The organism is Actinomycetospora sp. NBC_00405, assembly GCF_036044095.1.
GTDB lineage: Bacteria > Actinomycetota > Actinomycetes > Mycobacteriales > Pseudonocardiaceae > Actinomycetospora > Actinomycetospora callitridis.
Genome location: NZ_CP107938.1, coordinates 4,075,108 through 4,093,800 on the forward strand (window position 1 = coordinate 4,075,108; position 18,693 = coordinate 4,093,800).

General features: G+C 74.4%; 20 protein-coding genes. 14 read left to right on the forward strand and 6 right to left on the reverse strand.

Annotation, left to right across the window (positions count from 1 at the left end):
* Positions 1 to 40 precede the first annotated feature (40 nt).
* Positions 41 to 2,998, forward strand: coding sequence for an FAD-binding and (Fe-S)-binding domain-containing protein (locus tag OG774_RS20105; protein WP_328303669.1), 2,958 nt, complete (start codon positions 41 to 43; stop codon positions 2,996 to 2,998).
* A 5-nt stretch (positions 2,999 to 3,003) separates the two neighbouring features.
* Entirely contained in the window at positions 3,004 to 3,324 is a 321-nt protein-coding gene (locus OG774_RS20110) for a DUF5313 family protein (protein ID WP_274196820.1), read from the forward strand.
* 9 nt (positions 3,325 to 3,333) lie between these two features.
* On the opposite strand, the gene OG774_RS20115 is transcribed toward OG774_RS20110, so the two are convergent.
* Genes OG774_RS20115 through OG774_RS20125 form a run of 3 tightly spaced genes read right to left on the reverse strand, consistent with a single transcriptional unit; the run spans position 3,334 to position 6,510 of the window.
* Positions 3,334 to 3,477: a hypothetical protein gene (locus OG774_RS20115; RefSeq protein WP_328303670.1), complete on the reverse strand. Its 144-nt coding sequence runs from the start codon at positions 3,475 to 3,477 to the stop codon at positions 3,334 to 3,336.
* A 40-nt stretch (positions 3,478 to 3,517) separates the two neighbouring features.
* The gene (locus OG774_RS20120; protein ID WP_328303672.1) at positions 3,518 to 4,966 is read right to left on the reverse strand and encodes an alpha/beta hydrolase; all 1,449 of its coding nucleotides are present in this window, start codon (positions 4,964 to 4,966) and stop codon (positions 3,518 to 3,520) included.
* A gap of 20 nt (positions 4,967 to 4,986) precedes the next feature.
* Complete coding sequence (locus OG774_RS20125) at positions 4,987 to 6,510, reverse strand: glycosyltransferase family 39 protein (protein WP_328303674.1); 1,524 nt, start codon at positions 6,508 to 6,510, stop codon at positions 4,987 to 4,989.
* A gap of 104 nt (positions 6,511 to 6,614) precedes the next feature.
* Here OG774_RS20125 and OG774_RS20130 point away from each other — a divergent pair, with 104 nt between their 5' ends.
* The 3 genes from OG774_RS20130 to OG774_RS20140 all read left to right on the forward strand — a co-directional run bounded on the left by OG774_RS20130 (position 6,615) and on the right by OG774_RS20140 (position 8,596).
* A complete protein-coding gene (locus tag OG774_RS20130; protein WP_328303676.1) occupies positions 6,615 to 7,364 on the forward strand; it encodes a BglII/BstYI family type II restriction endonuclease in 750 nt (249 codons plus the stop codon).
* A 148-nt stretch (positions 7,365 to 7,512) separates the two neighbouring features.
* Entirely contained in the window at positions 7,513 to 8,205 is a 693-nt protein-coding gene (locus tag OG774_RS20135; RefSeq protein ID WP_328303678.1) for an MT-A70 family methyltransferase, read from the forward strand.
* A gap of 151 nt (positions 8,206 to 8,356) precedes the next feature.
* Positions 8,357 to 8,596, forward strand: coding sequence for a helix-turn-helix domain-containing protein (locus OG774_RS20140; protein ID WP_274196815.1), 240 nt, complete (start codon positions 8,357 to 8,359; stop codon positions 8,594 to 8,596).
* Here the strand turns inward: OG774_RS20140 and OG774_RS20145 are convergent.
* On the reverse strand, positions 8,593 to 9,156 hold the full coding sequence (locus OG774_RS20145; protein ID WP_328303682.1) for an ester cyclase: 564 nt from the start codon (positions 9,154 to 9,156) through the stop codon (positions 8,593 to 8,595). The two genes, OG774_RS20140 and OG774_RS20145, sit on opposite strands and share 4 nt — an antisense overlap.
* Positions 9,157 to 9,243: 87 nt before the next feature.
* Here OG774_RS20145 and OG774_RS20150 point away from each other — a divergent pair, with 87 nt between their 5' ends.
* A complete protein-coding gene (locus OG774_RS20150; protein ID WP_328303684.1) occupies positions 9,244 to 9,861 on the forward strand; it encodes a hypothetical protein in 618 nt (205 codons plus the stop codon).
* A gap of 20 nt (positions 9,862 to 9,881) precedes the next feature.
* On the opposite strand, the gene map is transcribed toward OG774_RS20150, so the two are convergent.
* Entirely contained in the window at positions 9,882 to 10,667 is a 786-nt protein-coding gene (gene map, locus OG774_RS20155) for a type I methionyl aminopeptidase (protein WP_328303686.1), read from the reverse strand.
* A gap of 102 nt (positions 10,668 to 10,769) precedes the next feature.
* The gene (locus OG774_RS20160; RefSeq protein ID WP_328303688.1) at positions 10,770 to 12,251 is read right to left on the reverse strand and encodes a flavin-containing monooxygenase; all 1,482 of its coding nucleotides are present in this window, start codon (positions 12,249 to 12,251) and stop codon (positions 10,770 to 10,772) included.
* Between the two features lie 47 nt (positions 12,252 to 12,298).
* Between OG774_RS20160 and OG774_RS20165 the strand changes: the two genes are divergently transcribed.
* From OG774_RS20165 to OG774_RS20200, 8 genes are all read left to right on the forward strand, one after another.
* The gene (locus tag OG774_RS20165) at positions 12,299 to 13,141 is read left to right on the forward strand and encodes a helix-turn-helix domain-containing protein (RefSeq protein WP_328303690.1); all 843 of its coding nucleotides are present in this window, start codon (positions 12,299 to 12,301) and stop codon (positions 13,139 to 13,141) included.
* Between the two features lie 238 nt (positions 13,142 to 13,379).
* The gene (locus OG774_RS20170; protein ID WP_328303693.1) at positions 13,380 to 14,435 is read left to right on the forward strand and encodes an IS110 family transposase; all 1,056 of its coding nucleotides are present in this window, start codon (positions 13,380 to 13,382) and stop codon (positions 14,433 to 14,435) included.
* A 15-nt stretch (positions 14,436 to 14,450) separates the two neighbouring features.
* Positions 14,451 to 14,828 carry a VOC family protein gene (locus OG774_RS20175; protein ID WP_328303695.1) on the forward strand — a complete coding sequence of 126 codons (378 nt, stop codon included), beginning with the start codon at positions 14,451 to 14,453 and terminating at the stop codon, positions 14,826 to 14,828.
* A 19-nt stretch (positions 14,829 to 14,847) separates the two neighbouring features.
* Positions 14,848 to 14,991, forward strand: a complete 144-nt coding sequence (locus tag OG774_RS20180; RefSeq protein ID WP_328303697.1) for a hypothetical protein — start codon at positions 14,848 to 14,850, stop codon at positions 14,989 to 14,991.
* A gap of 14 nt (positions 14,992 to 15,005) precedes the next feature.
* Positions 15,006 to 15,407 (forward strand): thiol-disulfide oxidoreductase DCC family protein, encoded by a 402-nt coding sequence (locus OG774_RS20185; RefSeq protein ID WP_328303699.1) that lies wholly within the window; start codon positions 15,006 to 15,008, stop codon positions 15,405 to 15,407.
* A 26-nt stretch (positions 15,408 to 15,433) separates the two neighbouring features.
* The gene (locus tag OG774_RS20190) at positions 15,434 to 16,231 is read left to right on the forward strand and encodes a maleylpyruvate isomerase N-terminal domain-containing protein (RefSeq protein WP_328303701.1); all 798 of its coding nucleotides are present in this window, start codon (positions 15,434 to 15,436) and stop codon (positions 16,229 to 16,231) included.
* Between the two features lie 90 nt (positions 16,232 to 16,321).
* Positions 16,322 to 16,732: a VOC family protein gene (locus tag OG774_RS20195; protein WP_328303703.1), complete on the forward strand. Its 411-nt coding sequence runs from the start codon at positions 16,322 to 16,324 to the stop codon at positions 16,730 to 16,732.
* A gap of 40 nt (positions 16,733 to 16,772) precedes the next feature.
* A complete protein-coding gene (locus OG774_RS20200) occupies positions 16,773 to 18,641 on the forward strand; it encodes a helix-turn-helix domain-containing protein (RefSeq protein ID WP_328303705.1) in 1,869 nt (622 codons plus the stop codon).
* Positions 18,642 to 18,693: the final 52 nt, after the last annotated feature.

Below are 18,693 nucleotides of genomic sequence, written 5' to 3' on the forward strand. Positions count from 1 at the left end.
GGGAGGCGGAAGGCCGGAGCTCGGAGCAAACTGGACCGCGATGACCACGATGCGTCGCTCGTCCTCCGATTCCCTGCTCGCCGAGGAGCTGCGCTCGGTCGTGCGCGGGCGGGTGCGGTTCGACACCTCGAGCCGGGCGATGTGGTCGGCCGACGGGTCGAACTACCGCCACGTCCCGATCGGCGTGGTGCAGCCGGTCGACCTCGACGACGTCGAGGCGACCGTCGACATCGCCCGCCAGTACGAGGTGCCGCTGCTGCCCCGCGGGGCGAGCACGAGCATCGGCGGGCAGGCGGTCAACGAGGCCCTGATCGTCGACTTCTCGCGCCACCTCGACCGGGTGCTCGACATCGACCCGGAGGCCCGCACGGCACGGGTGCAGCCCGGGGTCGTCCTCGACGACCTGCGCGACGCCGCGCGCCCGCACGGCCTGACGTTCGGCCCCGATCCCTCGACGCACAACCGCTGCACGCTCGGCGGGATGATCGCCAACAACGCGTGCGGGTCGCACTCGGTGGCGTGGGGCAAGACCGTCGACAACGTCCGCGAGCTCGACGTCCTACTGGCCGACGGGACGCGGATGACCGTCGGCCGCACCCCCGACCTGGCCGCCGCCGCGCGCCGTCCCGGCCGCGAGGGCGCGATCTACCGTGAGCTGACACAGCTCCGCGACCGCCTCGGCGCCACGATCCGCGCCGAGCTCGACGCGCCGGGGATGACGCGACGGGTCAGCGGCTACAACCTCGAGCAGCTGCTCGACGAGCACGGCGTCGACCTCGCCCGCGCCCTGGTCGGCACCGAGGGCACCTGCGCGACGATCATGGGCGCGACGGTCGAGCTGGTGGAGTCGCCGCCGGCCCGCGCCCTGTGCGTCCTCGGGTTCCCCGACGCCTACATCGCCGCCGACCACGTCATGCCGATCCGCGAGCACTCCCCGCTGACCATCGAGGGCATGGACGTCGGTGTCATCGGCGCGCTGCGCGCGAGCCGTCCCGACGACCGCACCCACGAGCAGCTGCCCGAGGGCAAGGGCTGGCTCTACGTCGAGACCGGCGGGGCCGACCGCGCCGAGGCCGAGGCGAAGGCCGAGGCCATCGGGCGCGAGATGGCCCGCTACGGCGCGAGCGTGAAGGTCGTCGCGGACCCCGGCGCGATGCGCGCGCTGTGGAAGATCCGCGAGGACGGGTCGGGCATCGTCACCCGCTCCCCCGGCGGCGGCGAGGCCTGGCCCGGGTGGGAGGACGCCGCCGTCCCGCCGGAGGTGTTCGGCGCCTACCTGCGCGAGTTCGACGCGCTGCTCGGCCGCCACGGCCGGCGCGGGGCCTACTACGGGCACTTCGGCGACGGCTGCCTGCACGTGCGCATCGACTTCGACCTGCTCACCCGGGCAGGGCTCGCGAACTTCCGCGCATTCATGCTCGACGCGGCCGACCTCGTGGCCGCGCACGGCGGCTCGGTCTCCGGGGAGCACGGCGACGGCCAGGCCCGCGCCGAGCTCCTGGAGCGCACCTTCTCGCCGACCATGATCGAGGCGTTCGGCGCGTTCAAGGCGGTCTGGGACCCCGAGGGCCGGATGAACCCGGGCCGGGTCGTCGAGCCGCGCAGGCTCGACGACGACCTCAAGGTCTTCGTCGGCACCCCGACCATCGGCCCGCGCACCGAGCTCGCCTTCGCCCACGACGGCGGCAGCTTCACCACCGCCACGCGCCGCTGCATCGGCGTCGCCAAGTGCATCTCCGACTCGGGGGGCTACATGTGCCCGAGCTACCGCGTCACCGGCGAGGAGGCGCACTCGACGCGCGGCCGCGCCCGGATGCTCTTCGAGATGGCCTCGGGACAGCTGGTGCCCGACGGCTGGCGCTCCACCGAGGTCCGCGACGCCCTCGACCTGTGCCTGAGCTGCAAGGCGTGCCAGCGAGACTGCCCGGTGGGCGTCGACATGGCCACCTACAAGGCCGAGTTCCTCTCCCGGCACTACGAGGGCCGCGCGCGCCAGCGCCCGCGCAGCCACTGGTCGATGGGCTACCTGCCGCGCTGGCTGCGCCTCGCCGACGCCGTCCCCGGCCTGCCCCGGCTGGCGAACGCCCTCGCGCGCCGGCCCGCCCTCGCCGCGATCGCCAAGCGCCTCGGCGGCATCGCCCCCCAGCGCGACATCCCGCCGCTCGCGCCCCGGCCGCTGCGCCGGCTCGTCGGGCCGCACCCGGCGCGCGCGGACAGCTCGAAGCCACGGCTGCTGCTGTGGCCGGACACGTTCACCTCGGCGTTCGACCCCGAGCTCGCCCTCGACGCGATCGCCGTCCTGGAGCACCTCGGCTACCAGGTCGAGCTGCCCACCGAGGGCGTGTGCTGCGGGCTGACCTGGCACACCACCGGCCAGCTCGACACCGCGCGCGCCGTGGTCCGCCGCAGCCTCAAGGTCCTCAAGCCCTGGCTCGACGACGGCGTGGCGGTCGTCGGCCTCGAGCCGTCGTGCACCGCGGCGCTGCGCCAGGACGTCGTCGAGCTGCTCGGCGCCGACGACGAGGACGCCCGGCGCCTGGCGGCCTCGACGCGCACGCTCGCCGAGGTCCTGGCGAAGCACCTCGACGAGATCCGGGACGGCGTCGTCGCCCCCGGCGGGCGGGCGATCGCGCAGGTGCACTGCCACCAGTACGCCGCGATGGGCTACGACGACGACCGCGCGGTGCTCGGCGCCCTGGGGGTCGAGACCGAGGTGCTCGACGCCGGGTGCTGCGGGCTCGCGGGGAACTTCGGCTTCGAGCAGGGGCACTACGAGGTGTCGACGGCCTGCGCCGAGCGGGGCCTGATGCCGGCGGTCCGGGCGGCCGACGCCGACACCGCGGTGCTCGCCGACGGCTTCTCCTGCCGCACCCAGATCCGCCAGCTCGACGAGACGGGCCACGAGCCCGTGCACCTCGCCCACCTGGCGGCCACCGCGTTGGGTCTCCGGTCCGGGGAGCGGACGTCCGTGCCCGGACGAGCGCTCACGAGGCCGTAGGCCCCATGGAGCGCCCCGGCGTCCTGCGCTGGATCGGCTACGCCTTCGGGGCGCGCCTGCCCACCCGCTTCGCGCCGTGGGTGCTGCACGACCTCACCGCGCGCACGTGGTTCCTGCGCCACCTGGCCCGCACGACCGTGCAGGCCACCCCCGCGGCGCTGCTCGCGCTGCTGCCGGGCCCGGTGTGGCTGAAGGTGGCGCTACCGCTGTTCGTGCTGTTCTCGTCGCTGTTCATGGCGACGCTGTTCTCGCCGATGGTGCGCGAGAAGCGGCTCTACCAGCACGGGTACCTGCCGGAGGTCGTGCTGCGGGAGCCCGATCAGTAGGGAGCCGGATCAGGAGCTGGCCACGATCGGCGCGTCGGCCGGCGGGATACCCGCGCCGAGCCGGCCCAGGACGGCGTCGAGGGTCTCGATGTAGCCGCGCCCCGCGTCGCGGTGGACCAGGGCCTGCGCGGCGAGCCGCGCGCCCGTGACCACGCCCGCGAAGAGGACGACGTCCGGGCCCGGCTCGCGCCGTTCACAGCCCGGCCGGGCACTGCTCGGGCGGCGGGACCTGCGGATCCAGCAGGTAGGCCGTGTACGCGTCGGCGGCGCACCGGCTCGGCGCGTCCAGCGTGGTGTGGCCGATCGCGTCGACCACGAGGACGTGCGCCGCCGAGAGCTGGGACGCGGTGGCGCGGGCGTCGATCAGCGGCGTGGTCGGGTCGTGGCGCGAGTTGACCATCAGCGCCGGCGCGGCGAGGGGCGCGTTCCACGGGCCCAGGTAGCGGTCGGGGTCGACGGCGGGCCAGTCGACGCACATCGCGTGGTTGAGCGCGGTCGACGCCCCGACGATGGGGTGCGCCGCCTGCTCGGCGACGACGGCGGCGTCCATGTCGGCGGCAGAGGGGGTGACGGCGTCGGTGCACTGGATCGCGAGGTAGGACGGCGAGTGCTCGGGCGCCCAGGGCACTGTGGCGAGGGGGATGCGCCCGCCCGACGGGGGCGCGCCGGGCGCCAGCGCGGCGAGCGAGCGCATCAGCCCGGGCAACCGGCCCTCGGTCTGCAGGGCCCGGTCGATGCGGGCGACGAGCTCGGCCGACGTGGTCCCGGCGGCCGCGGCGGCCACGACGTCGGTGGCGCGGACGCGGGCCTCGGGGCCCAGCGGGCATCCCGGGCCCGCGGCGCACCGGTCGAGCGCGACCCCGAACGCCTCCTCCCAGGCCTCGCTGACCCCGGCCCGCACGTCGACAGGTTGACGCTCGGTCCCTGGGGCGCCCGCGGCGTTCGCGACGAGGTCGAGGCTGCCGTCGAGCACCATCGCGCGGGTGTGCGCCGGGAAGAGGTTGGCGTAGGTCGCGGCGGAGTACGTGCCGTAGGAGTAGCCGTAGAGGCTCAGCTGCTCCTCGCCGAGCGCCTGGCGCAGCAGGTCGACGTCCCGCGACGCGTTGGCGGTCGAGAGGTGGCGCAGGCGCTCGCCGGTCGCGGCGAGGCACGCCCGCCCCGGCTCCGCGGCCGAGGCCCAGAACTCCGGCGTCCGGGCGGGGCCCACGGGCGCCGGCACCCGGTCGCCGCCGAACGGGCCGCAGTCGACGGGCGCGGACGCCCCGGTGCCCCGGGGATCGACGGCCAGGATGTCGAAGCGCGCCCGCAGCCCGTCGAACCGCCTCGACAGCCGGCGCAGGCTCGACACCGCAGGCGTCCCCGGCCCGCCGTAGTTCACGACGAGGGTGCCGACGCGCGCCGCCGGGTCGGTGGCGGGGAGGCGGACGGCGGCCAGCGAGATCGTCTCGCCGCCCGGCTGCCGGTAGTCCAGGGGCACGGTGACGTCCGCGCACTGGAACGGGCCGCCGCAGCCGCGCCAGTCGACGGTCGGGACCGGGGCGCCGTTCGTGCCCATCGGCGGCGTGCCCGGGGCGGGGGCACCACCGCACGCGCCGACCAGGACGGCGACGACCAGCACGACGACCGCCGCGGGAGACCTCACCCGCCCATCATGCGACGTGCCTACTGCATGTCCGTGATCGACGGCCACAGCACCGACCAGGGCGCCCGGGGCGTGCAGAGCGCGAGCGGCACCACGCCGTTGACCACGCCGTTCGCCGCGGGGTCGACGTGCGTGGGCAGCGGCGTGATCGTGCGGCAGAAGCCCGCGGCACCGCGCACCTCGCCCACGAGGATCGCGGCGGTGGCCGTGTCGGGGGGCGGGCCGAAGAACCCGTAGCCGCGGTGCCCGCTGTAGACCTCGGGCAGACCGGCGGCGGGCCCGTACCGGTCGAGCGCGGAGGCGAACCAGTACGAGAAGGCGAGCACGGTGGTGCGCGAGCGCTCCGCGGGCGGCAGGGACCGGTACGCCGCGCCGGTGTCGGCCGCTAGGCTCTGCCAGCCGACCTGGCCCGCCGTGAGGAAGTCGCCCCGTTCGACGCGGTACGACGCCGGCCCGATCGGGAGGGAGAGGACGGCGACGACGAGCCCGGAGGCGATGACGGCGGGCACGGAGACCGACCAGGACCACCAGCGCGCGGGCGTCCGGCCCTGCAGCGCGACGGCCCCGGCGGCGAGGAGGACCGCGGCCAGCCCCATGACGTAGTAGGGCCGGCCCCCGACGGCGATCATCGCCGCGGTGGTGACGACGGCCCCGATCCCGATGGCGCGCCAGGGCCGCAGCGCGTCGGAGCGCAGCAGCGCCCACAGCCCGAGGCCGGCGAGCACCACGCCGGGCACGAGCCCGACGTCCCAGGCGGCGAAGGGCAGGAAGCACCAGCGGTTGCCGGTCAGGCCGCCCTCGCCGGCCACCACCGCACCCATCCGCAGTTGCGGCCAGCCGTGCGCCGACTGCCAGAGCAGCGTCGGCACGGTGGACGCCGCGGCCAGCCCCAGCGCGACCCAGAGCATCGGGCGCCCGAGCACCCGGCGCGGCCCGGCCACGAGCACGCCGACGGCCAGGCCCGCGACGAGGAGGGGGACGAGGAACTTGTCGAACAGCGCCACCGCGAGCACCGGGCCGGCGGCGAGCAGGAGCAGGTCGTTGCCGGTCCGCACCCAGCGCACGACCAGCCAGAGCAGCAGGGTCCACAGGACCGGGTCGAGCGTCGACGTCGCCAGCAGGTGGCCGGTGGCGAGGAAGAACGGCGAGATCGCGACCGCCGCGCCGGCCAGGAGCTGCGCCCGGCGCCGGCCGCCCATCTCCCGCGCGAGCAGCGCGGCGAGCACCACGTGCCCGGCGCTCGCCAGCGTGGCGGGCAGGCGCAGGACGACGAGGTTGCCCGGCGCGAGGTGGTCCAGCGCCGCGGCGAGCCAGGGCACCAAGGGCGGCTGGTCGGCGTACCCCCAGGCCAGGTGGCGGCCGGCCGCGAGGAAGTAGAGCTCGTCGCCGAACACGCCGTACCAGGCTGAGGAGACCCCGTGCACCAGCGCGAGGGCGCCCGCGAGCAGGAGCACCGGGCGCCACGCCACCCGGATCGTCGTCGGCTCCGGGGCGTCCGCGACGGCGGCCGGCGTGACGACCGGCAGCGGGGCGGTGGCGGTCATCGGCAGCACGCTCCACGCGTCCTGTCGTGACCCATTCGAGGGACCTTAGGCGACACGCTCCCGCGGGTCGGACGCGGCCGACCGTGCTGCCAGAATGTCGGGCGATGGAGCTCACCGGCAGCTGGACCACCGCGCTGCCGGCCGCCGTCGCCGAGCGCTACGAGCTGCGCGAGACGCGCAACGCCGCCGCCGTCCTCACGGCCACGTGCCCGAACGAGGTCACCGAGCTCTGCGCGGTGCTCACGGGTTTCACGCTCACCACCGCCGACCTCGTCGAGGCGGGGGGCAACGAGTCGCGGCTGGCCGCACGCCTCAACACCGCGTTCCGCGAGCGCGGCTGGCGCGAGGGCCGCGTCGACACCGTCGTGACGTCCCGCCTGCAGGTGCAGCCCTGGCATCCCGCCGGCGAGCACGGCGTGACGGTGCGCGAGAGCGAGGTGTTCAACGAGGGCTACAAGGTCGACAACGTCAAGGGCCGCGTGGCCCTCGACGTGGAGTGGAACGCCAAGGACGGCAACCTCGACCGCGACATCGGGGCGTACCGCGCGCTCTACGACGCCGGCCTCATCGACGGCGCGGTGCTGCTGACCCGCACGCACGACGACCTGCGCGAGCTCGCGCGGGAGCTGGCCCGGGCGGCCGGGCGCAGCGACGACGAGGTCCGCAGCCGGCTCTCGACGTCGACCACCACCCACCTGGGCAAGCTCGAGTCGCGCATGACCCGGGGCGACGCCGGCGGCTGTCCCCTGCTGGCGGTGGCGATCTCCCGTCGCTGCTGGGACCCGGCGGCCGGCGAGCCGGCCCGCGCCCCCGCCCCGGCGCCGCTGATGCTCACCGACGAGTACGTGCCGTGAGCCCCCGCAACGACCACCGCCGCGGTCGCTCCTGCGTCGCGCCCGCGTCGCCGTCGGCGGGGGGGCCATGAGCAGCGACGACACGGCACTGTCGGGGGCCGCCGCTAGCGTCCCGCCCGCCCCGATCCCGGCGAGGAGGTCCGAGACGATGACCGCGGCGGTGGACGTCGAACCGAGCGACGAGAACCCCACGGCGACGCGCGCCCGGCGCGCGGAGCCCCTGCGCGTGGACGCCGCCCCGCTGGAGAGCGCGGCGCTGCCCCGCACGGCGGGCGGCTTCTCCTGCGTGTACGCCGACCCCCCGTGGCGGTTCACCAACCGCACCGGCAAGGTCGCGCCCGAGCACCGGCGCCTCGACCGCTACGACACCATGAGCGCCGCGGACATCGCCTCGCTCCCCGTGTCCGACGTCGTCTCGGCCAACGCCCACCTCTACCTGTGGGTGCCCAACGCGCTGCTGCCCGAGGGCCTCGCGGTGATGCAGGGCTGGGGGTTCCGCTACGTCAGCAACCTGGTCTGGGCCAAGCGACGCAAGGACGGCGGGCCCGACGGCCGGGGCGTGGGGTTCTACTTCCGCAACGTCACCGAGCTGATCCTCTTCGGGGTGCGCGGGTCGATGCGCACGCTCGATCCGGGCCGCCGGCAGGTCAACATGATCGAGACGCGCAAGCGGGAGCACTCCCGCAAGCCCGAGGAGGCCTACGACCTCATCGAGGCGTGCTCGCCAGGGCCGTACCTCGAGATGTTCGCCCGCTACGCCCGTCCCGGGTGGTCGAGCTGGGGTGCCGAGTCGGCCGAGGAGGTCGCTCCCCGCGGACGCCAGTACCCCGCTTACAGGTAGTACAGGCTCGGACAATTTCAGGTACGGTCCGTCACCGAGATCCGCCAACGGGCGTACCTTGATCTCGTTCGCAGTACGCGTCCGACCGCTTGACTCAGCAGTAATCCCCGGTGGTGGCGACGTTCGGCCACTCGCTGTGATACTCCCCCGTATGGCGAAGACACCGGAGCTGGCGCGCAACCAGCGGGTGACGGGGACGGAGCGCACCAAGCTCGGGAACGAGCTGCTCAAGCGGTATCAGAAGGGTGCCAGCATCCGGGAGATCTGCTCGGAGACCGGCTACAGCATCGGCCGGGTCCGCCGGCTGCTCGTCGACGCCGGCGTGGAGTTCCGCGGCCGTGGCGGGACGCAGGGCCGCAGCCGCCGGGAGAGCAGCACCAAGAGCGCCTAACCGCGCTTGGACCCCCGGCGTCGCGCCATCAGGTTGAAGCCGCGCTTCGCGGCGGCGTCGAGACGCGAGCCGTCGGCGGGCAGCAGGCCGATCTGGCGGGCGAACTGCATCTGGTCGAAGACCACGAAGTTGCTCGCGATGACGCCGTCGGCGAACGTGAAGTGGTCCATCCCGTCGAGGTCGACGTGCGAGCCCGTGGCCGCGATGCCCTCCCACTCGCCGCCACTGTGGTGCCCGGTGAGCTGCCAGCGCATGAAGACCTCGTCCCCGTGCTCCACCAGACCCTGGATCGTCAGCGTGAGGTCGGGGACCGCGGCGAACACCTCGTCCCACCACGCCTCGAGCTCGTCGATGCCGCGCACGGTGCGCGGGGGGAAGCGGACGCGGACCGCGTCCGCCCACACCTGACGCATGGCCGCCGCGTCGCGGGCATTGATCATGTCCACGGTCCAGCGCACGATCGCACCCGGCGAGCCGCCGGCGGGCGGCGACGCCCGCGGCGGGTCGGGCGCCGGACGCCGGGTGGTCGACGGCACAGCAGACGAATCGGACTCGCTCACGACGCGGGAGCGTAGACCGCCATCCGGTGGGGCACCTCCTCGTCCGGACCCACCCACCCGCACCACCATCACAGAGGACGACCACGAATGACTTCGCAGATCGCCGCGCAGTGGGTGTCGGCGGTCGGCAGTGCCGGCTCGCTGCTCGGCTTCGCCGCCTACGTCTGGATCATGCTCCTGAACCGCAGGGACCAGGTCGAGGTCCGGCAGGAGCAGCAGGCGCAGGGCGTCACCGCCTGGCTCGACGAGGGCGCCCGGCACGACCGCGACGAGGACTACGTCCTCATCGTGCACAACGGGGGTGACTCCCCGGTCTTCCAGGTGCGCTGCCTGTTCAGCCTGCCCTCCAGCGACGAGCAGCACAGCGTCTCGATGGCGCTCCTGCCCCCGGCCAGCGACGAGATCCACTCGCTGCCCTTCGGCGCCGGCGAGGTCGACCGCGACGAGCTGTACTCCGCGCCGGCCGTGCCGGAGATGCGGTTCACCGACTCCCACGGGACCCACTGGGGCCGCGACAGCAACGGGATGCTCCACCGCCTCGACCGGCGCAACGTGCGCCGCAAGCCGTCCTCGGACGGCGGCGAGGACGCGGCCCGCGACGACTCCGAGTGGGAGCAGGCGCACCGCGAGCGGGCGGACGCCCCGCGCGAGGGCGCGGCGCAGGGCGACTCGCCCCAGGACGACCGGGCGGCCAGCCAGTCCTAGGGCTGCCCTCCGGGCACACCTCAGACCAGGGTCAGGACCTGCGGGCCGTCGGCGGTGATCGCGACGGTGTGCTCCACGTGCGCCGCGCGGCTGCCGTCGGCGGTCCGCAGCGTCCACCCGTCGGCGTCGTGGACGTAGTCGTCCCCGCCACCGGCGTGCAGCATCGGCTCGATCGCGATGACCATGCCCGCGCGCAGCCGCATGCCCCGCCCGGCGCGGCCCTCGTTCGGCACGTGCGGCGCCTCGTGCATGGCGCGCCCGATGCCGTGGCCGCCGTGGTCGGCGAGCATCCCGTAGCCGGCGTCGCGGGCCACCGCGCCGATCGCGGCGCCCAGGTCGCCGAGCTTCCCGCCCGGCACCGCGGCGTCGATCCCGGCCTGCAGGGCCCGCTCGGTGGTGGCGATGAGCGCGAGGTCACCCGGGTCCGGGTCGGCGCCCACCACCAGGCTGATCGCGGCGTCGCCGCACCAGCCGTCGAGGAAGGCACCGCAGTCGACGCTGAGCAGGTCGCCCTCGGCCAGCCGGTGGGGCCCGGGGATGGCGTGGACGACCGCGTCGTTGACGCTCGCGCAGATGACACCCGGGAACGGGCTGGGCGCGAAGTGCGGGTGGTAGTCGAGGAACGCCGGCACCGCGCCCGCGTCCGTCATGACGTCGTGCGCCACACCGTCGAGCTCCTTGAGCGACGTGCCGACCGTCGCGGCGGCCCGCACCGCGTCGAGGCAGCGGGCGACGACGCGCCCCGCCTCGCGCATCGCGTCGACCTCACCGGAGGTCTTGAGCTCGATCTCGGAACGCCGCAACATCCTTCCGACCCTAGACACCGGCCGGATCCGGGCCGGTAATCACAGGCGTGTAGTTCGTCCCCAGTGTGGACAGACCCTGTGGACATCTCGTCTCGTCGCCGGCTAGCGATCGATGAAGTCGTACTCGGCCGGGTCGATCCGCGCGACGGCCCGCACGTACTGCTCCATGTAGTTCGGCCAGTTGGCGACGATGCGGCCCGACTCGTCGCGGTACCAGGAGTCGCACTGCGTCCACGCCGTGCCCTCGAACTGGGCCTGGAGCCGCCGGTCGAACGCCTGCTCGACGTCGCGACGCACCTCCAGGGCCGCGACCCGGCGGCGCGCGGTCTCCGCGAGCGCCTGGCGCACGTACGCGACCTGCGCCTCGAGGAAGACGATGATCGAGCCGCCCGAGGTGTTGGTGTTCGGCCCGTAGAGCACGAACAGCGACGGGAAGCCCGGCACGGTCATCCCCAGGTGGGCGTGGGCGCCGTCGCTCCACTCCTCCTGCAGCGTCCGCCCGTCGCGGCCGACGACGTCCATCGGGAACATGAACTCGGTCGTCTTGAACCCGGTGCCCCAGATCAGCACGTCGGCCGGGTGGTGACGCCCGTCGTCGGTGCGCACGCCGTCGGGCTCGATCGCCGTGACCCGGTCGGTGACGAGCTCGACGTTGTCGCGCTCGAGCGCCGGCAGGTAGTGCGAGCTGAACAGGATCCGCTTGCACCCGAAGGTGTAGTCCGGCCACGCCTTGCGCCGCACCTCGGGGTCACGCAGCTGACGGCGCATGAACAGCGTCGAGTACAGCTTCCCGAGCCGCCCGACGGTCGCGGGGTGGCGGATCATCACCGTCAGGGACTCGAGGTAGCCCTTGAGGAAGAAGCGCCGCGCGCGCATCACGCCGGGCACGCGCCGGAAGAACTCCCGCAGCGCCGGCGGGTAGTAGCGGTTCTTGCGCGGGAAGAACCAGTTGCCGCTGCGCTGGAACACCGTCATCTTCCCGACCTCGGGCGCGATGGCCGGCACGAACTGCACCGCGCTCGCGCCCGTGCCGACCACCGCCACGCGCTTGCCGTGCAGGTCGACGTCGTGGTCCCAGCGGGCCGAGTGCATCGTCGGACCCGCGAAGTCGTCGGCGCCGGGGATCGGCGGGATCGCCGGGGTGTTCAGCTGGCCCGTGGCCAGCACGACGGCGTCGGCCTGCCAGCTGCGCCCTTCCTGCGCCTCGACGGTCCACGTCATCGTCGCCTCGTCGAGCCGGACCGTGGAGACGAGCACGGACGGCTCGAACACCTCCTCGAGGCCGTACTCCTTCGCCACGCCCTGGAGGTACTCGAGGATCTCCGGTTGCGGGGAGCACAGCCGGGACCAGTCGGTGCGCTGGGCGAACGAGAACGAGTACAGGTGGCTGGGGACGTCGCACGCCGCGCCCGGGTAGCTGTTGTAGAACCAGGTGCCGCCGATCTCCGGCGCGCTGTCGAGGATCACGACGTCGGTGATGCCGTGGCTGCGGAGCTCGATCGCCGCGGCGATGCCGCCGAAGCCCGCGCCGACCACCACGACCCGTCTCTGCGTCCCCTGCTGACTCCCGTTGCGTCCCGTCACGGGCCGGGACGGTATCCGTTCCGCGCCGCTTTTGGCAGGCTGCCAACATGACCTCACCCGCGGGGCGACCGCACCCGTCGCTCGCGGGCGTGGTGCGTCGCTACGAGGGCTACGACGAGCTCGCGACGGCTCCGCTGCGGCGGCGCGAGGCGCCGCACGGCGCCTGCACGCTGATCCTGTCCTGGGCCGACCCCCTGGAGACCTCCGGTCCCGGCGGGAGCAGCCGCCAGGCCGCGTTCCTCGCCGGCATGCACGACGGGGCCGTGCTCACCGCGTTCGCCGGCCACCAGCAGGGCATCCAGGTGAATCTCGCCCCGCTCGGTGTCCTGCGCCTGCTCGACCGGCCCCTCTCGTTGCTGACCAACCGGATCGTGACGCTCGACGACCTCGAGGTGCCCGCCCTCGCCGAGCTGCCCGGCCGCCTCGCGGAGACGCCGAGCTGGCCGGACCGCCACGCCCTGGTCGACACCACGCTGCGCAGGCTCCTCGACCGGTCGCACACGCGGCCCGACCCCGAGGTCGTCCACGCCTGGGGCCGGCTGAGCGCGGCCCGCGGCCGGGTGGCGGTCGCGACCCTCGCCGACGAGACCGGCTGGAGCCGTCGGCACCTGCTGTCCCGCTTCCGCGACGCGGTCGGGCTCGCGCCGACCACCACCGGGCGCGTGCTGCGGTTCCGGGAGGCGGCGCGGCTGCTGGTCCCCGGGGCGTGGCACCGGCACGAGCCGTCCTCCGCGACCATCGCCGACGTCGCGGCGGCCTGCGGGTTCGCCGACCACTCCCACCTCGTGCGCGAGTTCCGCGACCTGGCCGGCGTGACCCCCACCCGGTACGTGCAGGAGTGGCGCAGCGGGTTCCCGGACGTCCAAGACGTGGCGGGTGCGGCGACCTAGCGTCGTCTCAGTGTCAGGGTCAGCTCGCCGCTGTTGCGGTGGTTGGGAACCTGGCTGCTGGTGATCTGGCTCTTAGCGTCGGTGCCGCCCTAGAGGCTGGCGAGCATGCGTTGTGCCGATCATCCGTGGCTGGGACCGGCCGGCGTGACTTGATAGGAGCGTGGCTGCGCCCCCACTGAGGTGTGTCCGCCGGCCGGCCCAGCTGTGTCCCTCACGGCTCAAGAGAGGAGACCTCTCGATGGTGCTCACGGTCGGGGTCGATGTCCACAAGGACACCCATACCGCGGTGGTGGCCGACGAGCTGGGGCGCGAGTTGGCCAAGCGCACGGTGTCGGCCACCGATACCGGTCACCGCGCTCTGGTCGGCTGGGCCGCCCGGCACGCGGCGGGCGAGCGGACCTGGGCGGTCGAGGACTGCCGGCACGTCTCCACCCGCCTGGAGCGGGCCCTGCTCGGCGCCGGGGAGCAGGTGGTGCGGGTGCCGCCGAAGCTGATGGCCGGCGCCCGGTCCTCGGCGCGCACGCGGGGCAAGTCCGACCCGATCGACGCGCTGGCGATCGCGCGGGCCGCGCTGCGTGAGCCCGACCTGCCCGTCGCCGAGCACGACCAGAGCTCGCGAGAGCTCAAGCTGCTGGTCGATCACCGCGAGGACCTCGTCGCCGAGCGCACCCGGATGCAGAACCGGCTGCGCTGGCACCTGCACGAGCTCGACCCCGGGATCGACCCGCCCGCGCGGCGCCTGGGCGAGATCGGTCTGCTCGACGCGCTCGCGGCGCGGGTGGCCGAGCAGCACAGCGGGATGGTGGCCCGGCTGGCCGGTGAGCTGCTCGCCGACATCCGTGAGCGCACCCTGCGGATCCGGGCCCTCGAACGTGAGATCACCACGTTGACCCGGCAGGCCGCGCCCCGGCTGCTCGAGCTGCCCGGGTGCGGGGCGCTGACCGCGGCGAAGATCGTTGGGGAGACCGCCCGGCCGGGACGGTTCCGCTCCGAGGCCTGCTTCGCGATGCACGCTGGCGCCGCCCCCATCCCGGCGTCCTCGGGGCGCACCGACCGCCACCGCCTCGCCCGCGGCGGCAACCGGCAACTCAACGTCGCTCTGCACCGCATCGCAGTCACCCAGACCCGTCTGCCCAACAGTCTCGGGCAGGCCTACTACCAGCGGCGACGCGCCCGAGGCGACACCACCATGGAAGCCCTACGAGCCCTCAAACGACGCCTGGCCCGCGTCGTGTTCAACCTCCTCCAACCCCCGACGACCACCGTGCCTGCCTCGCAGCCCACGGCGGCTTGACATAGGAGCAACGCCATGAGCGTCTTCCCGACCCTGCGCTACCAGGACCCCGACGCGGCGATCACGCTGCTGCGCGACGCGTTCGGCTTCACCGTCGTCGCCGCCCACCGTGACGACTCCGGCACGGTGCAGCACGCCGAGCTCGTCCACGGCGGCGGCGCCGTGGTGCTCGGGCCCCGCCGCGAGGGCGATCAGTTCGCCACCGGGCGGGCCGTCACGTACGTCGTCGTCGACGACCCGGACGCCCACCACGCCCGTGCCGTCGCGGCCGGGGCGACGGTGGTCATGGAGCTCGTCGACCAGGACTACGGCTCCCGCGAGTACGCGGCCGTCGACGACGAGGGCAACGTCTGGTCCTTCGGCACCTACCGGCCCGGCGCCCCGGCATCCTGAGGGACGCCATCCTGAGTGCATGGGCACCCTCATCGTCGTCCTGCTGGCGATCCTGGTCGTCCTCGCGATCCTGTCCGTCGCGCTGACGGTCGTGGAACGCCGCCGGCGGCGTCCGGGTGACGGCCACGACCCGCGGCTGCGCGCCGACCGCGACCCGTCCTGAGGCATCGTGGGGTGATGGACAGCCCCGCGACCGGCCGCCTCGTGTTCGACGGGCAGTGCGGCTTCTGCACCCGCTGCGTCGGCTGGCTGCGGGCGATCGACCGTCGCGGCCGGGTCGACGTGCAGCCCTATCAGGCGCCGGGCGTGCCCGCGTCGGTCGGCGCCACTGTCGAGCAGTGCCAGGACGCGGTGCAGTGGCGCGGGCCCGACGGGGTGCGCCGCAGCGGCGCCGAGGCGGTCAACGCGGTGCTCTCCACCGTGATCGGCACGGACGCGCCGTCGACCCTGTACCGGGCGACCTCCGGCGTGCAGGAACGCGCCTACCGCTGGGTGGCCGAGCACCGCGGACGCTTCCCCGGGATGACACCGCACTGCCAGACGCACCCGGCGGAGTGCGCCAGTACTGGTCCTGAGTAAGGACTCTCCAGTACAGTCCCGGGATCATGGTGATCCCACGCCTGCCCGTCGAGCGCTACGCCGACGAGGTGGCGTCCCAGGCGACGCTCTTCGCCGACCACCTGACCGGCGCCGACCTCGCCACCCCGGTGCCGTCGTGCCCGGGCTGGAACCTCGCGCAGCTCACCCAGCACACCGACGAGGGCTTCCGGTGGATCGAGGGCATGGTCCGCACCCGGGCGAGCGAGCCGGCGGCGGACACCGCGATGCGCGTGCTCGACCCCGCGCCCGCCGTCACCGCCGAGGAGCGGGGGGCGAGCCTCGCCGCGGCCGGGCAGGCGTTGGCCGAGACGCTCCGCGAGGCCGGCGCCGACACGCCGATGTGGACCCCGCTGCCCGATCGCCGCTCGGGGTTCTTCGCCCGCCGCTTCGCCCACGAGGCGTTCATGCACCGCGCCGACGGCGCGCTGGCGCTCGGTCTCGACGTCACGATCGCCGAGGACCTCGCCCTCGACGGGCTCGCGGAGTGGATGGAGCTCGGCGGACTGCCGCAGATGCTCGACTTCCACCCCGCGCGCCGCGAGCTGCTCGGACCGGGCCGCACGATCCGCGTCGAGGCGACCGACACCGACGCCGCCGACGGCGCGTGGCTGGTGGACCTCACGGGCGACGTCATGATCCACCGGCACGCGCAGGACGAGACCGCCGCCGCGACGCTGCGGGCGCCGCTCGCCACGCTCCTGCTCGTCCTCTACGCGCGCCGCCCGCTCGACGCGGACGGCACCACCCTCGACGGCGACACCGACCTCCTGCGCACCTGGTGGGAGCGGTCCGCCTTCGGCTGACCCGGGACGCCCGCGAGGCGGTTCCACCCGTCGTCGCGCGGCGCTACCTTGGCCCGCTCGTCCTGGTCCCTCGAGCCCCTGGAGAACGTCGTGGGCGTCCGTCTCAACCCGTACCTGCACTTCGACGGCAACGCCGCGGAGGTCGTCGCGTTCTACACCGACGCCCTGGGCGGCACGTCCAACGTCATGACGTTCGGATCGATGGGCATGGAGGGCCCGGACGCCGACAAGATCATGCACGCCCAGATCGAGACCGGCAGCGGCATCACGCTGATGGTGTCGGACTTCCCGCCCGGCGTGACCCGGGAGTCCGGCAACGACGTCACCATCTCGCTCTCCGGTGACGACGAGGCGACCCTGCGCGGCTACTGGGACAAACTCTCGGCCGGCGGGAAGGTCGAGACCCCGCTGGAGAAGCAGATGTGGGGCGACACCTTCGGCGCCTGCGTCGACCGCTACGGCGTGAGCTGGCTGGTCGACATCGCGGCCCCGACCGGCTGACACCTGTCCCCGGGCCTCCCGGAGACCTACGGTCGCTCTCGTGACCGGGGCGCGCGAGGTGGAGGCGGCGCGCTGGCGGTTCCTGCGCGGCGGCGCGTCCGCGGTCGGCGACGGCGCGGTCCGCGCGGTGGTGCTGGCCTCCTGGGAGCGCTCTAGGGCCCACGCCGTCGACACCGAGCGTCTCGGGGCGTCCTTCGTCGGCCACGGCGGTCCCCCGGCGACACCGCTCGAGGCCGCCGGCGCCGTGCTCGACGAGGCGCACGCCGACAACCCGGAGTTCGCCGGGTCGCTGCTGCTCGTCGACGCCGACGGTCTCGTCCGCGTCCGACGCGACGGCGACCCCGCGCTCTCGGACCTGCTCGATGCCGTGCGCCTCGTGCCCGGCTACCGCCACGCCGAGGCGGCGGTGGGCACGACGGCGGCGACCCTCGCGCTGCACGAGGGGGCGGCGCTGGCCGTCGAGGGTCCCGAGCACTTCCACCCGCAGCTCAGCTCCCTGGCCGCCGCGGCCGCGCCCGTCGGACAGGGGCGGCCCGACCTGGCGCTGGTCGTCGTCCGCCACGCCGCCGACGGCGCCGCCGACCACCTGCCGTGGGCGCGGGCGCTCGCGCGGCGCGTCGACGACCAGGGCAACCGCCGGCGGCGGGCCCGGGTGCTCGCGCTGCACGACGCCCTCGACGCGGCGGGCGCGGACGGCGCGCCGTGGGCCGTGGCCACCGACGGCGACGTCGTGCTCGTCAGCAGCGGCGTCCGGCGCGTGGCGCCCGAGGACCAGCAGTCCCTCAGCGACCGCGCGCTCGCCGCGCTGGTGATCGACGAACCGCCGCGGCCCCACCACGTCGACCTCCCGTCCGGGACCTGCGCCGAGGTGGCGGTGCACGAGATCCGGGCGGACGGCGTGCCCGTCGGCTGCGTGCTCACCGGCGGACCGGCCGAGCACGACGAGGCCCCGGCCGCGACCGAGGCGCGCCGCCGGCAGGGTTCGCACGTGGCGCCGACCGCCCGCCGCGACTTCGCCGCGCCCCTGCGCGACGACCGCTCCCCCGCGGAGCGCGCGCACGCCGAGGCCCGGGTCCGCGCCAACCGTGAGCTGCTCAGCCCGTACCTGCGGGCGCGCCAGGAGGTCGTCGCCAACCTGGGGCACCGGCGCCACCAGGTGCTCCTCGGCGAGACCGGCGTCGGCAAGCGCACGCTGGCTCTCGAGCAGTTCCACCGGCTGCACCCGGACGGCGCGGTCACGGTCGTCGAGTGCGCCAGGATCGGCGACACCCCGGCCGCGACCGATCCCCTCGCCGGGCTCGCGCAGACGTCACCGTCCCGTCCCCACCTCGCGCTCCTGCGCGGGGTGCAGGCGCTCGGGCCGGTCGCCGCACGCCGGCTCGACGAGTCGTTGCGCGTGCTGGTGGCCCGCGCCGACCCGGTGGTCGTCGTCGGGTGCCTCGACACCGCGTCGGTCGATGCCACCCGTCCGTACGGCCTGCTCCTGCGCCACTTCCACGAGACCGTGCGGGTGCCGGCCCTGCGCTACCGGGCCGACGAGCTGGGCGACATCGCGCAGTCGGTGCTGCGGACGATGACCACCGGGCGCTCGCTGCGCCTCTCCCACCAGGTGGTGCGCGTCCTCGAGGGCTATCCCTGGCCGGGCAACATCAACGAGCTCGAGGACGTGCTGCGCTACGTCGTCGCCCGCAAGCCCGTCGGCGTCGTCCAGGCGCCGGACCTGCCGTCCCTGTGCTTCACGAGCCGTGCCCCGAAGCTGTCGATGCTCGAGACCGCCCAGTGCGACGCGATCATCCAGGCCCTCTACGAGGCCCGCGGCAACCGCTACCGGGCGGCGGCGATGCTCGGGATCGCGCGCTCCTCGCTCTACCGGAAGATCGACGCCTTCGGGATCAGCTACATCGCGTGATGCCCGGCCCTCGGGATGAGCACTGTCCCGGTTCCCGGTCAGTGATCCACAT

What these genes read in the sequence shown, in the direction of transcription:
- OG774_RS20165 (WP_328303690.1), top strand. Translation starts at nt 12,299, where the DNA reads ATGACCTCACCCGCGGGGCGACCGCACCCGTCGCTCGCGGGCGTGGTG.
- OG774_RS20110 (WP_274196820.1), top strand. Translation starts at nt 3,004, where the DNA reads ATGGAGCGCCCCGGCGTCCTGCGCTGGATCGGCTACGCCTTCGGGGCG.
- OG774_RS20180 (WP_328303697.1), top strand. Translation starts at nt 14,848, where the DNA reads ATGGGCACCCTCATCGTCGTCCTGCTGGCGATCCTGGTCGTCCTCGCG.
- OG774_RS20190 (WP_328303701.1), top strand. Translation starts at nt 15,434, where the DNA reads ATGGTGATCCCACGCCTGCCCGTCGAGCGCTACGCCGACGAGGTGGCG.
- OG774_RS20140 (WP_274196815.1), top strand. Translation starts at nt 8,357, where the DNA reads ATGGCGAAGACACCGGAGCTGGCGCGCAACCAGCGGGTGACGGGGACG.
- OG774_RS20135 (WP_328303678.1), top strand. Translation starts at nt 7,513, where the DNA reads ATGACCGCGGCGGTGGACGTCGAACCGAGCGACGAGAACCCCACGGCG.
- OG774_RS20130 (WP_328303676.1), top strand. Translation starts at nt 6,615, where the DNA reads ATGGAGCTCACCGGCAGCTGGACCACCGCGCTGCCGGCCGCCGTCGCC.
- map (WP_328303686.1), bottom strand. Translation starts at nt 10,667, where the DNA reads ATGTTGCGGCGTTCCGAGATCGAGCTCAAGACCTCCGGTGAGGTCGAC.
- OG774_RS20105 (WP_328303669.1), top strand. Translation starts at nt 41, where the DNA reads ATGACCACGATGCGTCGCTCGTCCTCCGATTCCCTGCTCGCCGAGGAG.
- OG774_RS20150 (WP_328303684.1), top strand. Translation starts at nt 9,244, where the DNA reads ATGACTTCGCAGATCGCCGCGCAGTGGGTGTCGGCGGTCGGCAGTGCC.
- OG774_RS20170 (WP_328303693.1), top strand. Translation starts at nt 13,380, where the DNA reads ATGGTGCTCACGGTCGGGGTCGATGTCCACAAGGACACCCATACCGCG.
- OG774_RS20185 (WP_328303699.1), top strand. Translation starts at nt 15,006, where the DNA reads ATGGACAGCCCCGCGACCGGCCGCCTCGTGTTCGACGGGCAGTGCGGC.
- OG774_RS20125 (WP_328303674.1), bottom strand. Translation starts at nt 6,510, where the DNA reads ATGACCGCCACCGCCCCGCTGCCGGTCGTCACGCCGGCCGCCGTCGCG.
- OG774_RS20175 (WP_328303695.1), top strand. Translation starts at nt 14,451, where the DNA reads ATGAGCGTCTTCCCGACCCTGCGCTACCAGGACCCCGACGCGGCGATC.